The organism is Sphingomonas sp. PP-CC-1A-547, assembly GCF_003610375.1.
In the GTDB taxonomy this organism is placed as follows: Bacteria; Pseudomonadota; Alphaproteobacteria; order Sphingomonadales; family Sphingomonadaceae; genus Sphingomonas.
Genome location: NZ_RAPZ01000013.1, coordinates 319,742 through 333,650, shown reverse-complemented (window position 1 = coordinate 333,650; position 13,909 = coordinate 319,742). Strand labels below are relative to the sequence as shown.

General features: G+C 65.8%; 13 protein-coding genes and 1 pseudogene. 7 read left to right on the top strand and 7 right to left on the bottom strand.

Annotated features, from left to right (window positions below; all coding sequences use genetic code 11):
• Positions 1 to 200 precede the first annotated feature (200 nt).
• Both C8J39_RS14990 and C8J39_RS14985 read left to right on the top strand, forming a co-directional pair.
• Positions 201 to 1,397 (top strand): acyl-CoA dehydrogenase family protein, encoded by a 1,197-nt coding sequence (locus C8J39_RS14990; RefSeq protein WP_120301247.1) that lies wholly within the window; start codon positions 201 to 203, stop codon positions 1,395 to 1,397.
• A 4-nt stretch (positions 1,398 to 1,401) separates the two neighbouring features.
• Positions 1,402 to 2,484 (top strand): acyl-CoA dehydrogenase family protein, encoded by a 1,083-nt coding sequence (locus C8J39_RS14985; protein WP_120301169.1) that lies wholly within the window; start codon positions 1,402 to 1,404, stop codon positions 2,482 to 2,484.
• Between the two features lie 159 nt (positions 2,485 to 2,643).
• Here the strand turns inward: C8J39_RS14985 and C8J39_RS14980 are convergent, their stop codons facing one another.
• Positions 2,644 to 3,033, bottom strand: coding sequence for a hypothetical protein (locus C8J39_RS14980; protein WP_243650138.1), 390 nt, complete (start codon positions 3,031 to 3,033; stop codon positions 2,644 to 2,646).
• A gap of 53 nt (positions 3,034 to 3,086) precedes the next feature.
• A complete protein-coding gene (locus C8J39_RS14975; protein WP_120301168.1) occupies positions 3,087 to 4,004 on the bottom strand; it encodes a LysR family transcriptional regulator in 918 nt (305 codons plus the stop codon).
• Between the two features lie 106 nt (positions 4,005 to 4,110).
• On the opposite strand from C8J39_RS14975, the gene C8J39_RS14970 reads away from it, so the two are divergent.
• A complete protein-coding gene (locus tag C8J39_RS14970; protein WP_120301167.1) occupies positions 4,111 to 5,637 on the top strand; it encodes a CoA-acylating methylmalonate-semialdehyde dehydrogenase in 1,527 nt (508 codons plus the stop codon).
• An 87-nt stretch (positions 5,638 to 5,724) separates the two neighbouring features.
• Here C8J39_RS14970 and C8J39_RS19335 read toward each other — a convergent pair.
• Positions 5,725 to 6,068 (bottom strand): annotated as a pseudogene (locus C8J39_RS19335) (GIY-YIG nuclease family protein).
• 91 nt (positions 6,069 to 6,159) lie between these two features.
• Here C8J39_RS19335 and C8J39_RS14960 point away from each other — a divergent pair.
• From C8J39_RS14960 to mmsB, 4 genes are all read left to right on the top strand, one after another.
• A complete protein-coding gene (locus C8J39_RS14960; protein WP_120301166.1) occupies positions 6,160 to 7,317 on the top strand; it encodes an acyl-CoA dehydrogenase family protein in 1,158 nt (385 codons plus the stop codon).
• A 68-nt stretch (positions 7,318 to 7,385) separates the two neighbouring features.
• Entirely contained in the window at positions 7,386 to 8,429 is a 1,044-nt protein-coding gene (locus C8J39_RS14955; protein WP_120301165.1) for an enoyl-CoA hydratase/isomerase family protein, read from the top strand.
• A gap of 77 nt (positions 8,430 to 8,506) precedes the next feature.
• The gene (locus tag C8J39_RS14950) at positions 8,507 to 9,280 is read left to right on the top strand and encodes an enoyl-CoA hydratase (RefSeq protein ID WP_120301164.1); all 774 of its coding nucleotides are present in this window, start codon (positions 8,507 to 8,509) and stop codon (positions 9,278 to 9,280) included.
• A 130-nt stretch (positions 9,281 to 9,410) separates the two neighbouring features.
• Positions 9,411 to 10,286, top strand: coding sequence for a 3-hydroxyisobutyrate dehydrogenase (gene mmsB, locus C8J39_RS14945; RefSeq protein ID WP_120301163.1), 876 nt, complete (start codon positions 9,411 to 9,413; stop codon positions 10,284 to 10,286).
• A gap of 3 nt (positions 10,287 to 10,289) precedes the next feature.
• Here the strand turns inward: mmsB and C8J39_RS14940 are convergent, their stop codons facing one another.
• The 4 genes from C8J39_RS14940 to C8J39_RS14925 all read right to left on the bottom strand — a co-directional run bounded on the left by C8J39_RS14940 (position 10,290) and on the right by C8J39_RS14925 (position 13,886).
• Complete coding sequence (locus C8J39_RS14940; RefSeq protein WP_120301162.1) at positions 10,290 to 10,688, bottom strand: MAPEG family protein; 399 nt, start codon at positions 10,686 to 10,688, stop codon at positions 10,290 to 10,292.
• Between the two features lie 37 nt (positions 10,689 to 10,725).
• Complete coding sequence (locus C8J39_RS14935; protein ID WP_120301161.1) at positions 10,726 to 10,947, bottom strand: hypothetical protein; 222 nt, start codon at positions 10,945 to 10,947, stop codon at positions 10,726 to 10,728.
• An 85-nt stretch (positions 10,948 to 11,032) separates the two neighbouring features.
• A complete protein-coding gene (locus tag C8J39_RS14930; RefSeq protein WP_120301160.1) occupies positions 11,033 to 12,406 on the bottom strand; it encodes an MATE family efflux transporter in 1,374 nt (457 codons plus the stop codon).
• 361 nt (positions 12,407 to 12,767) lie between these two features.
• The gene (locus tag C8J39_RS14925; protein WP_183038011.1) at positions 12,768 to 13,886 is read right to left on the bottom strand and encodes a PHB depolymerase family esterase; all 1,119 of its coding nucleotides are present in this window, start codon (positions 13,884 to 13,886) and stop codon (positions 12,768 to 12,770) included.
• Positions 13,887 to 13,909 lie beyond the last annotated feature (23 nt).

Below are 13,909 nucleotides of genomic sequence, written 5' to 3'. Positions count from 1 at the left end.
CACACAGTCGAACGCGCGTGGCTCAAGCTGGCCGACCCACCCCCGACCCCTCCCTTTCAGGGAGGGGAGAAGAAGTTGGATACCGCCCGGATTAACCTGCGTAGTTAGGCATCGTATTTTCTCCGACTTTGACCATACCGGTCCTTCAATTCCACGATCGACTGTGGCACACAGGCTCCAGCATCAGGAGTCACATGACCATGGATCTCAGCTTCACGCCCGAGGAAGAAGCGTTCCGCAACGAAGTCCGCGCGTTCTTCCGCGACAAACTGCCCGCGCGGCTCTCGACGCTGGTTCGCGAGGGCAAGCGGCTGCGCAAGTCGGACATGGAGGAATGGCACGCGATCCTCAACGAACGCGGCTGGCTGGCGAACCACTGGCCCGAGCAATGGGGTGGCCCGGGCTGGAGCGTGATCCAGCGGTTCATCTTCGATAACGAGTCCGCGCTCGCGCACGCGCCCCGCGTCGTTCCGTTCGGCGTCAACATGCTCGGTCCCGTGCTGATCAAATACGGTTCCGAAGAGCAGAAGAAGCAGTGGCTGCCGCGGATCCTCGATGGCTCCGACTGGTGGTGCCAGGGCTATTCCGAGCCGGGTGCGGGCTCCGATCTCGCGGGCCTGAAGACTACTGCGGTTCGGAAGGGCGACGTCTATGTCGTCAACGGCCAGAAGACCTGGACGACGCTCGGCCAGCATGCCGACATGATCTTCTGCCTCGTCCGCACCGATGCGACCGCGAAGAAGCAGGAGGGCATCTCGTTCCTGCTGATCGACATGAAGTCGCCCGGCATCGAGGTCCGCCCGATCACGCTGATCGACGGCGAGCAGGAGGTGAACGAGGTGTTCTTCACCGACGTCGAGGTGCCCGTCGCCAATCTCGTCGGCGAAGAGAATATGGGCTGGACCTACGCCAAGTACCTGTTGACCTATGAGCGCACCAACATCGCCGGCGTCGGCTTCTCGATCGCGTCGTTCGAGCGGTTGAAGGAAGTCGCGCAGATGCAGAAGAAGGGCGGGCGCTCGCTGGCGGATGATCCGTTGTTCGCGGCGCGGATGGCGCGGGTCGAGATCGATCTGGCCAACATGCAGACGACCAATCTTCGCGTGCTGGCGGCGGTCGCGGGCGGCGGTGCGCCGGGCGCGGAGAGCTCGATGCTCAAGATCAAGGGTACCGAGATCCGCCAGGAGATCACCTCGCTGACGCGTCGCGCCTATGGCTCGTACGCGGCGCCCTACATACCCGAGGCTCTGGAGGCCGGCTGGAACGGCGAGGATGTCGGCCCGGAGGACGCGGCGATGGCGGCGCCGAGCTATTTCAACAACCGCAAACTGTCGATCTTCGGCGGGTCGAACGAGATCCAGAAGAACATCATCTCCAAAGCCATCTTGGGTCTGTGATACCATGAACTTCGAACACACCGACGACCGCCGCATGCTCGCCGACACGCTCGTGCGGGCGTTGCGCGACGGCTATCCGATCGAGACGCGCAACGCGGGCGCGTATGGCGACACGGGATACGACCCAGCGGTCTGGCAGCAGTTGAACGAACTCGGTATCGTGTCCGCGCTGTTCGACGAGGCGGCGGGCGGTTTCGGCGGCAGCGGGTTCGACATCATGGTGGTGTTCGAGGCGCTCGGCCGCGCGCTGGTGGTCGAGCCGTTCCTCGGTGCGCTGATGGCGGGGCGTGCGCTGGCGAAGGCTGGCGGGCATGACGAAACGCTCGCCGGAATCGTGTCCGGCGAGACGATCGCCGCGTTCGCGCATGAGGATGGCGCGACGCCGGTGACCGCGACGAAGAGTGGCGATGGTTGGACGCTTAGCGGGACGAAGGCAGTCGTTTCGCAGGCGGGTGCGGCATCGGTGTTCGTGGTGACGGTCGAGCAGGACGGTGATCCGCTCGTGTTGCTCGTGCCGGCGGATACGGCCGGGGTGTCGGTGCGCAGCTTCAACGTCATCGAAGGCGGCGCGGCCGGTGATGTGACGTTCGAGAACGTTACTGTCGGCGCGGATGCGCGCGTTGGTGGCGAAGGGCAGGGGCAGGTGATCGTCGATGTGGCGATCGGTGCAGGGTTGCTTGCGCTGTCGGCCGAAGCGGTCGGCGCGATGGAATTCGTCAAGGAAGCCACGCTCGGCTACCTCCGCGACCGGAAACAGTTCGGCGTGCCGATCGGCAAGTTCCAGGCGCTCCAGCACCGCATGGCGACGGTTCTCCTGGAGATCGAGCAGGCGCATTCCGCGGTGATCAACGCGGCGTCGGCGTTCGACGGTGATGACGCGAAGGCGCGCGAGCGGGCTCTGGCGGCGGCGAAATACACGATCGGGCGGACCGGCGCGCTGGTCGCGGAGGAAACGATTCAGCTTCACGGCGGGATCGGCATGACGTGGGAATACGCCGTGTCGCATTACGCCAAGCGGCTGGTGATGATCGATCACCAGTTGGGTGATGAGGATTATCACCTGCAACGGTATGTGGCTTTGGGCTAAGCCAGGGCGGTTGGCTGGAATAGACTGCGCTCACCCGCCCACAACGCGTTCCCCTCCCTGAAAGGGAGGGGCTAGGGGTGGGTAGGCTGCTTGGGATTCGTCGCGCGAGTCAATCGGCCGACCCACCCCCAACCCCTCCCTTTCAGGGAGGGGAGCAGGTTAGTGCTGCGTCTCGACCGGCACGTCTTTTATCGAGACGGCATCCGACCCGGTCTCCACCACACCCGTCTTGATCGTAACCCGCTGCGCAATCATCGGCCGCAACCGCACGCCGACACAGATCACCGTCGGCCACAGCAGCGTGTTGACGATGTCCAGCGAGGTGTCCTCCCAGCGCCAGGACCCGAAGTTAAGCCGGTCCATGATCTCGTTGAACGCCTCGCCCGCGACGACCACCCACCACGGAATGAACGTCCCGAACGACTGCCGCGTGATCAGCCGGGCGATCATCAACAGCGCCATGCCCGCATGAATATGGAGGATGATGTCGGGCAGGCCGGTGCCGTCGCCGATCGCGTCGATCATCTGGTGATAAAGTTTGGGGATCAACGCGCTGCTCCGGGCCCGGCGATGCTGCCATGCAACATCGATCTATACGGGCGTCATTCGGGGGCGGCAATCGGCGCCGAGGGCACGCCCAGCATCAGCGGCTTCAGCGCGCCGATGGTCGCGTCCAGCCAGGCGATGAACCGGTCGATCCGCGCGATCCGGCGAACGTCGCGGTGGACGACGAGCCAGAACGAGCGCTGAATATCGACGGCGTCGGGCAGCACCCGCACTAGCCCCGGCATGCCGTCGCCGATGAAGCACGGCAGGATCCCGCACCCCGCGCCCGCGGCGATAAGCTCGGCCTGCGCGACGATGCTCGAACTGCGGATCGACGCATCCAGGCGCCCGTCGATCTCCGCGAGATAGCGGAGTTCGGGCACGTAGATCATGTCCGGTACGTAGCCGATCAGCCGGTGCCGCATCAGGTCCGCGGTGGTCGCGATCGGCCCCGCCCGCGCGAGGTGATCGGGATGCGCGTAGAGGCCAAGGTGATAGTCCGTGAGTTTTCGCGCCACCAATGGGCCGCTCTTCGGTCGCGCGAGCATTACCGCGATATCCGCCTCTCGCCGCGACGGGTTGAGGAACCCCGTCGACGCAATCAGGTCCACCGCGATCCGCGGATGCTGGTTGGTGAACGACGCGAGGCGCGGTGCGAGGATGCGGCTGCCGAAGCCTTCCGAGACGCTCAACCGGATCGGCCCGGCGAGCACGCCTGCGTCGTTGCCGACGACTTCCTGAATACCGAGCGCTGACGCCTCCATCGTCTCGGCATGGTCGAGCAGCGCCGCGCCGCGTTCGGTCAGCGCGTATCCGGCGACGGTCTGTTCGAACAACGTCGTCTGGAGTCGCCGCTCCAGTCGCTGGAGTCGCCGCGACACCGTCGTCGCGTCCTGTCCCAGCAGTTTTGCAGCTGGCCCAAGCCGGTGCGTGCGCGCCAGAGCGAGGAAATACCGGACGTCGTCCCAATCCATGAACGCCTCACCCTATGCTGCATATTCGCAGAGCGATTCTGCAAACAACCCCGCTTGGCTGCGAAACGCTTATGCCCGACGGTGCGTGCAACAAGAAGAGGATGCCATGCGGACGATCGAGAATTTCGTGAGCGGTGCGGCCAGCACGGCCGAGCGCTTCGGCGACGTGTTCGACCCGAATTCGGGCGAGGTGCAGGCGCGCGTGCGGCTGTCGGGTGCGACCGATCTGGACCGTGCGGTCGCCGCGGCGCAGAAGGCGCAGCCGGGCTGGGCTGCGACTAACCCTCAACGGCGTGCTCGCGTGATGTTCGAGTTCAAGCGGCTCGTCGAGGCGAACATGGACGAACTCGCGCGGCTGCTGTCGTCCGAGCACGGCAAGGTGATCGCGGATTCGAAGGGCGACATCCAGCGCGGGCTGGAGGTGATCGAGTTCTGCTGCGGCATCCCGCACATCCTCAAGGGCGAATACACGCAGGGCGCCGGGCCGGGGATCGACGTGTATTCGATGCGCCAGCCGCTCGGCATCGGTGCGGGCATCACGCCGTTCAACTTCCCGGCCATGATCCCGCTGTGGATGTCGGGCGTGGCGATCGCCACGGGCAACGCGTTCATCCTCAAGCCCAGCGAGCGCGATCCGTCGGTACCGGTGCGGTTGGGCGAATTGTTCGTCGAGGCGGGGCTGCCCGAGGGCATCTTCCAGGTCGTCCACGGCGACAAGGAAATGGTCGACGCGATCCTCGATCATCCGGCGATCTCGGCGGTGAGCTTCGTCGGGTCGTCCGACATCGCGCATTACGTGTACCGTCGCGGCGTCGAGGCGGGCAAGCGCGTCCAGGCGATGGGCGGCGCGAAGAACCACGGGATCGTCATGCCCGACGCGGACCTCGACCAGGTCGTCGCGGACTTGTCGGGCGCGGCGTTCGGGAGCGCGGGCGAGCGCTGCATGGCGCTGCCGGTGGTGGTGCCGGTCGGCGAGAAGACCGCGATCGCGTTGCGTGAGAAGTTGATCCCGGCGATCGCTGCTTTGCGGGTTGGCGTGTCGACCGACAACGATGCGCATTACGGGCCGGTGGTGAATGCGGCGCATCGCACCCGGATCGAGAACTGGATCCAAACCGGCGTCGACGAAGGCGCTGAACTGGTCGTGGATGGGCGCGGGTTTGCATTGCAGGGGCATGAGAAGGGCTTCTTCATCGGGCCTTCGCTGTTCGATCACGTCACGACGGAGATGTCGGCGTACAAGGAGGAGATCTTCGGACCCGTCCTCCAGGTCGTCCGTGCCGCCGATTTCGAGGAGGCGGTGCGCCTGCCGAGCGAGCATCAATACGGCAACGGCGTCGCGATCTTCACGCGCAACGGCCACGCGGCGCGCGAGTTCGCGGCGCGGGTGAACGTTGGGATGGTCGGCATCAATGTGCCGATTCCGGTGCCGGTCGCGTATCACACCTTCGGTGGCTGGAAGCGCTCGGCGTTCGGCGACACCAACCAGCACGGCATGGAGGGCGTGAAGTTCTGGACCAAGGTGAAGACGATCACGCAGCGTTGGCCGGACGGGTCTGCGCTGCCGGCGATGGCCGAGGATGGTGGGCCTGCGCGCAATAACGACGCGTTCGTTATCCCGACGATGGGGTGATTGGGTGGGCTATCGTTCTTCCGTCATCCTGACGAACGTCAGGACCCAGAGCCACGAGCGTAGGTGCTTGCGGCTCTGGGTCCCGGGTCAAGCCCGGGATGACGGCTGGGGGAGCGGATCGAAGCCCCAATTCTCTGCCAGATCGCGCCAAGTCGGGTTGTCGGCTTCGATCAATTCGATCTTCCAGGCGCGGCACCAGTTCTTCAACTGCTTCTCGCGAGCTATGACCTCCTCCATCGTGTCCGCCATCGCGAATCAAACGAGCCGTTTGACGCCGTATATTCGCGTAAAGCCGCCAAAGGATCCGGCACGATGCTGAACGATCCGCGCCATCAGGTTGGACGTGACGCCGATGTACAGCGTCCCGTTGCGCCAGCTGGCCAGATGTAGACAGCCGGTTGCCGATCCACGTCATTTCCCCCAATCGTCATCCTGACGCACGTCAGGACCCAGAGCCACGAACACAGGCGTCCGTGACACTGGGTACCGGGTCAAGCCCGGCATGACGGAGATAGGACCACGATGAACCAGTTCACCTCAAACCAGTTCGACCTCACCGACGACCAGCGCGAAATCCAAGAGCTGGCGCGCCGCTTCACTGCCGACCGGATCACCCCGCATGCGGCCGGGTGGGACGAGAAGCACATCTTTCCGCGTGAGACGATCAAGGCGGCGGCCGAACTCGGCTTCGCGGCGATCTACGTCAGCGAGGAGAGCGGAGGGATCGCGCTTGGGCGGCTCGAAGCGGCGCTGATCATGGAAGCAATGTCGTACGGATGTCCTTCGACGAGCGCGTTCATCAGCATTCATAACATGGCGTCTTGGATGATCGACCGGTTCGGGTCGCAGGGGGTGAAGGACAAGTATCTTCCCGACCTGGTGACGATGGACCGGCTTGCAAGCTATTGCCTGACTGAACCGGGTTCGGGCTCCGATGCGGCGGCGTTGAAGACGCGCGCGGTGCGCGACGGTGACGACTGGATCGTGACGGGCTCGAAGCAGTTCATCTCGGGTGCGGGCGAGAACGAGGTGTATGTCACCATGGTCCGTACCGGTGAGGATGGGCCGAAGGGCATCTCGTGCCTCGTGATCGAGAAGGACATGCCGGGCGTGTCGTTCGGCGCGAACGAGAAGAAGCTCGGCTGGCATTCGCAACCGACGCGGCAGGTGATCTTTGACGGCGTCCGCGTGCCGGCGGCGAACATGGTTGGCGGCGAGGGCGAGGGCTTTCGGATCGCGATGATGGGGCTCGACGGCGGGCGGCTGAACATCGGTGCGTGCTCGCTGGGGGGCGCGCAGCGGTGTCTAGACGAGGCGATCGCCTATACGAAGGACCGCAAGCAGTTCGGGAAGGCGATCACGGATTTCCAGAACACGCAGTTCATGCTGGCGGACATGGCGACCGAATTGGAGGCGGCGCGCGCGTTGCTTTACATGGCGGCTGCGAAGGTGACGGCGAACGCGCCCGACAAGACCAAGTTTGCGGCGATGGCGAAGCGGCTCGCGACGGATACCGGCTCGTCGGTGGTCGACCGTGCGTTGCAGCTGCATGGCGGCTATGGGTATCTGCAGGACTATCCGATCGAACGCTTCTGGCGCGACCTGCGCGTGCATTCGATCCTTGAGGGGACGAACCAGGTGATGCGGATGATCGTGGGTCGCGAGCTGACGCGGCAATAGCATGTTCTCCCGCGAAGGCGGGAGTCCAGTCTGGGCTCCCGCCTTCGCGGGAGAACAAGGAAGAGCGGATGACCGAAGACCTGATTACCGCAGTCGAGGGGCCGATCGGCAGGGTACGGCTCAATCGGCCCAAGGCACTGCATGCGCTGAATCTGGCGATGTGCGAAGGCGTGCTTGACGCGCTGGAGGCGTGGCGTGGCGATGCGGCGGTCGAGGCGATCGTGGTCGATCATGCGGAGGGACGCGGGTTCTGCGCGGGCGGGGATATCCGCATGCTCGCCGCGTCCGGTGCGACCGATGGCGTCGAGGCACGGGCATTCTTTTATGCCGAGTACCGCATGAACCACCGGCTGTTCACCTATGCCAAGCCGATCATCGCCTTCATGGACGGGATCACGATGGGCGGCGGCGTCGGCCTTGCGCTGCCGTGCCGGTTTCGCGTCGCGACCGAGAACACCAAGTTCGCGATGCCGGAGACGGGGATCGGCCTGTTCCCGGATGTCGGCGGCGGCTGGTATCTGTCGCGGTTGCCAGGGCGGATCGGGCAGTATCTCGCGCTGACAGGGCATCGGCTCGATGGCGCGGAGTGTCTCGCGCTGGGGTTGGCGACGCAGTATCTGGCGAGTGATACGCTCGATACCGCCAAGGCGCGGATTGCGGAGACGCCGCAGGACATCGCGGGTGTGTTAGACGCGCTGGCGACCGCGGCGCCTGACGCGAAGATCTTGGCGCGCAAGGACGATATCGACCGGTTGTTCGCCTCCAATGTGCTGGAAGAGATCTACGCTGCGCTCGAAGCCGATCGGGGCGAGTGGGCCGCGCAGACGCTCGCGACGTTGAAGACCAAGTCGCCGCAGACGATGAAGGTGTCGCTCCGGTTGCTTCACGAGGGCGCGGGGATGGCGAGCTTTGCGGACGAGATGCGGCAGGAATACGCGGTTGGTGCGCATGTCGTGCAGCGGCATGATTTTATCGAAGGCGTGCGGGCCGTGATCGTCGACAAGGACAATGCGCCGCGCTGGGATCCGGCGACGCCCGAGGATGTGACCGATCATGTGATCGACCAGATCTTCGCGCCGTTGCCTGAGCATGAGGCGTGGACGCCCGGCTGATCCGTCTAAATGTTCTCCCGCGAAGGCGGGAGCCCAGACTGGGTCCCCGCCTTCGCGGGGATACAAGGAGTAAGTGAATGACCTACGAAACCATCCTGGTCGAGCAGCGCGGCGGCGTTACGCTTGTCACGCTGAACCGGCCCCAGGCGTTGAACGCATTGAACTCGCAGGTGCTCGCCGACCTGATCGCCGCGTTTGCCGTGTTCGATGCGGATCCGTCGCAGGGGTGCGCGGTGCTGACCGGCTCGGCCAAGGCGTTCGCGGCGGGGGCGGACATCAAGGAGATGCAGTCGCAAGGCTTCGCGGAGATGTACGCGAGCAACTTCTTCGCGGGCTGGGAGAATTTCACGCGGACGCGGAAACCGATCATCGCGGCGGTCGCGGGCTATGCGCTTGGCGGCGGGTGCGAGCTGGCGATGATGTGCGACTTCATCCTCGCCGCCGATACCGCCAAGTTCGGCCAGCCCGAGATCAAGCTCGCCGTGTCCCCCGGTATGGGTGGATCGCAGCGCCTCACGCGCGCGGTCGGCAAGGCCAAGGCGATGGAGATGTGCCTGACGGGGCGGATGATGGATGCCGAGGAAGCGGAGCGCGCGGGCCTCGTCTCGCGGATCGTGCCGGCGGACGAGCTGGTCGACGAGGCGGTGAAGACGGCGACCACGATCGCCGCGATGGCGCCGCTGGCGGTGCTGGCGAACAAGGAAATGGTCAACGCGGCGTTCGAGACGGGGCTCGCGATGGGCGTCCAGTTCGAGCGGCGGTTGTTCCACGGGTTGTTTGGGACTGAGGACCAGAGCGAAGGGATGGCCGCATTCGTCGAGAAGCGCGCCGGGACCTGGACGGGGAAGTAACGAATTCCCCTTCCGCTTGCGGGAGGGGTCAGGGGAGGGGCGTGCCGCGACCACGCGCGAGGTGTTTGCGGCACTGCCCTCCCCCAACCCCTCCCGTGAACGGGAGGGGAGCAAAATTAGGAGAGAGAACATGGCACGGATCGGTTTCATCGGGCTCGGCAACATGGGCGGCGGCATGGCGGCGAACCTCGCCAAGAAGGGCCATGACGTTCGCGCGTTCGATCTGAGCATCGACGCGCTGAGCAAGGCGAAGGCGGCAGGCTGCCTGCCAGTCGCGTCCGCGGCGGAAGCCGCAGACGGTGCCGAGGCGATCGTGACGATGCTCCCCGCCGGCAAGCATGTCGCCGAGGTCTATGACGCGCTGTTCGCGGTCGCGTCGCCGTCCGCGATCCTGATCGACTGCTCGACGATCGACGTCGCCACCGCCAAGCAGGTCGCCACCGCCGCGCAAGCCAAGGGTCTCGTCGCGGTCGATGCGCCCGTCTCGGGCGGGATCGGCGCCGCGAATGCGGGGACGCTGACCTTCATGGTCGGTGGCTCTGCCGAGGCGTTCGACCGGGCACAAGCGATCCTCGCCGACATGGGCAAGGCGGTCATCCACGCGGGCGCGAACGGTGCGGGGCAGGCGGCGAAGATCTGCAACAACATGATCCTCGGCGCGACGATGATCGCGACCTGCGAGGCGTTCGTGCTGGCGGAGAAGCTCGGGCTCGATGCGCAGGCTTTCTACGACATCGCCAGCGTGTCGTCGGGGCAGAGCTGGTCGATGACGACGTACGCGCCGCTCCCCGGGATCGGTCCCGATACGCCGGCCGATCACGACTATCAGGGCGGCTTTGCGGCGGCGCTGATGCTCAAGGACTTGCGGCTCGCAATGGCGGCGGCAAAGGACACTGGTGCCGATACGCCGATGGGCGCGAAGGCTGCCGAGCGTTACGAGGCGTTTGCCGAGGCCGGGCAGGGCGGGCTCGACTTCTCGGCGATCATCCGCACGCTGCGCGGTTAGCCCTTAAAGGAAGCGAATCAGCATCAGCAGCAGGCCGAGGATCGACACCGTCCAGCTCAGGCTGCGGACATATTTGATGCCGAACAGATAGAGCGGGATGTAAGCGATCCGCGCACCGAACCAGAGCCATGCGCCGATTGCACCGAGCCCGCCGGTGCGATCGGTCACCGCAAGCCCCAACGCGAGTGCGATGAAGACCGGGTAGGTTTCCTGGAAATTCTTGAGCGCGCGTTCGGCGCGGCCGGCCATCTCGCCGAGCGGCTTCTGCTCGCCGTCGCGCGGGCCCGCGTTCCAGTCGAGCCCGCGGTCGCGCGTCGCGGTCTGGCCCTGGATCATGACGTACGCGAACAGCAGGACCGTCGACCAGCCGAGCAGCAGCAGTTCCGTAGGTAAATGCGTCATGATCGATCTCCGCTAGGGCAGCGGGTCTCGAACGCTGCTAGCGTGCTTGTGTTGCAACCTTGATCTGCTGATCGACATGCATTTGGCGGGCATCGTGCTCGCGGTGAAACGCGCGGTCGGCGTCGTCGATCGCGCTGAGCAACGCACCGAAGCAGGGGGCCTCGTCGATCGGATAGACGCGCGACAGATCGTGCCCCAGCGCAAACACGTCGCGTTGCGTGAGAAGCCCGATCGCGACGATACGGTCTGGGTCGGACATGTTAGGCTCCCGTGATGCAATATAAGTTAACGCGCTCTACGCGTTAACGGTACCGGCCTATCGCGAAAACACGCCCAGCGGAGCGTCAACCAAGGCCGAGCCGCTCGCGCGCCTGCCACCGGGCCATCATCAGCACCGATACCACGGCCAATCCGGTCGCCAGCCCGGTCCAGATACCGACGCCGCCCCAGCCGCGGGCAAAGGCGAGCCACGCGCCGACTCCGATGCCGATCCCCCAATAACCGATCGCGGCGAAGATCATCGGCACCGTGGTATCCCCCAATCCGCGCAACATGCCCGCGCCGATCACCTGCGCGCCGTCGACCACCTGGAATATCGCAGCAACCGCGAGCAGCGAGATCGCGAGCGCGACGACCGGCGCGTTCGCAGGCGCATCGACATCGAGGATGATCCCAATCAGCAACTGTGGGGCGAGGATCAGCAGCGCGGCGGTCAGCACCATGAAGCTCTCGCCGATCGCGAACGCCGCCCAACCTGCGCGGCCTATGCCGACACGGTCGCCACGCCCTGACGCCAGGCCGACGCGGATCGTCGCCGCCTGCGCGATGCCGAGCGGGACCATGAAGGTGACGCTGGCGATCTGGATCGCGATCGCGTGCGCGGCGAGTGGCACGGTGCCGAGCAGGCCCATCAGGAACACCGCAGCGATGAACACGGTGGATTCGAACCCGAGCGTGATCGCGATCGGCAGGCCCAGCGTCCACACCGCACGGTAGCGTGGCCAGTCGGCGCGCCAGAACCGGCCGAGCAGGCGGTAGCGGCGGAACGGCCTCGCGTAGACGATGACGGTGGCCATCGCGACGAAGCTGAGGCCATTGGCGATGCTGCTCGCCATCCCCGAGCCGAGCAGACCGAGCGCGGGGAGGCTGGCATGACCGAAGATCAGCAGCCAGTTGAGCGCGGCGTTGACGACCAATAGTCCGACCATCACCACCAGCGACCAGGCAGGCTTTTCCAGCGCGGCGACGAACGCGCGGAGTACGAGGAAGCAGAGGCTGGGCAGCATTCCCCACATCACTGCGCGGACGAAGCGCGCCGCCTCGTGCGCGAGCAGCGGATCCTGGTCGAGCAGGTGGACGAGGATCGGCTCGGCATTCCACAACACGATCCATGAGGGGATGCAGAGCGTGGCGGCGACCCAGATCGTCTGGCGCACGGTCCGCCGGATATCGCGTACCGCGTGGGGCCGTGCGCCGCGCTCACGTGCGATCATCGGGACGGCGGCGGTGGTGAGGCCCATCCCGAAGATCAGGAAGACGAGGTAGAGGTTGAGGCCGAGCGTCGCTGCCGCGAGCGTGTCCGACCCGAGTCGCCCTAGCATCGCGACGTCGGTCGCGCCGACCAGTGCCTGGGCGAGATTGGTCGCAACGAGTGGCCAGGCGAGTTTGAGCGTGGCGGCGAACTCGGTGCGCCAGGGGCGGGGCGGGGTGGACGTCATGCGGTGGCTTTAGCTGGGTTGCGCGGCTTGTCGATTACTCGCGTCGATCCTTCCCTGTCAGGGCAAGGTAGTGCCGTAGGCGATGGAGGGGGAGGGCGGGCAACTATGGTTGTCCATGCCGCCCCCTCCGTCAGGCGAAGTGCCTGCCACCCCCCCCTGGCGGGAGAGGATCGATAGGGCGCGATGCTGTGTGAAAGATGCTGGGGCGACCGCGTAACCCTTCCCAACCACTCCGTCATCCTGACGAAAGTCAGGATCCAGGGTAACGAACGTCGTCCAATTTGGCACTGGATCCTGACTTTCGTCAGGATGACGGGGGAGTTGGCCCGCAGTCGGATCTGACACCTAGCCGAAGTCTATCCTACCGCATCAATCCGGCTGCGCGGAGGGCGTTCTCGATCGTTGCCTGGATACCGGCGGGGGCTTCGGCGCGAGGTTTCGATGTTGTCTTCGGCGACACGGGGATAGCAATCTTGGCGACGCGTTCGACTGGTGCCGGCTTGATCGCAGTCTCCGCCTTCGCCGCCGCAACCAACCCCCAAGACCTCGCGATCACCGCCGTGCTCGAAAGCCCGACATCGAGCATGAACGGCCCCGCGGCGCCGAGGCGCTCGCCGTGCAACGGATCGATCGGCGTGCCGTGACCCATGCCCGGCACAGTCCAGTCCTCGACGACATCGTGCCCGTCCGCGTTCGACCAGATCCGGTGGACGGCGGTGCCTATCCGCTCCGTGCGCACGGCCTTCGCATCGACGCCGTGGACGCCGCGCCATTGCCGCGCGATCGTGTCCGCGTTCGCCACACTCACCGTCGCGTCCGCGCCGCCGTGCCAGATCGCGAGCGTCGGCCAGCGTCCATCGTGCCCCCGCGCGCCGCTGCGGACTGCGTCGACCAGCGCGGCATCGCTCGTGTCGCCGTGCCCGCGCATCCGGTCGAGCGCCTGCGACACGCCGGTCGCGGTGCCGTAGGCGAGGCCGCCGATTACCGCGCCGCCTGCGAACAGGTCCGGCCGCGTCGCGAGCATCGCCATCGTCATCGCGCCGCCCGCCGACAGCCCGGTAACATACACGCGGCTGCGGTCGAGGCCGTGGCGCGCGATCATCGTCTCGGTCATCTGCGCGATCGATTCCGCCTCGCCGCCGGACTGCGCGGTGTCCTCCGACGCGAACCAGTTGAAGCACAGATTGGGGTTGTTCGCGCGCGTCTGCTCGGGAAAGATAAGCGCGAAACCGGCGCGATCGGCGAGCTTCGACCAGCCTGAACCGTGGTCATAGCCCGCCGCGGTCTGCGTGCAGCCGTGCAGGACGACGACCAGTGGCGCGTTCGCTGGCAGGTTGGCGGGAACGTAGCTGAAGCCGAGCAGCGCACCCGGATTGGTCCCGAACTCGGCCAGTGGCGTAAGGCGGCTGGGCGCAGTGTCGCGCGGCGTCGGGGCTCCGGCGCGCGCCATGCGGGCGAGGGTATCGGCGATGTTTCTCACGTCAATCGAGCCTTTCGTCGCCA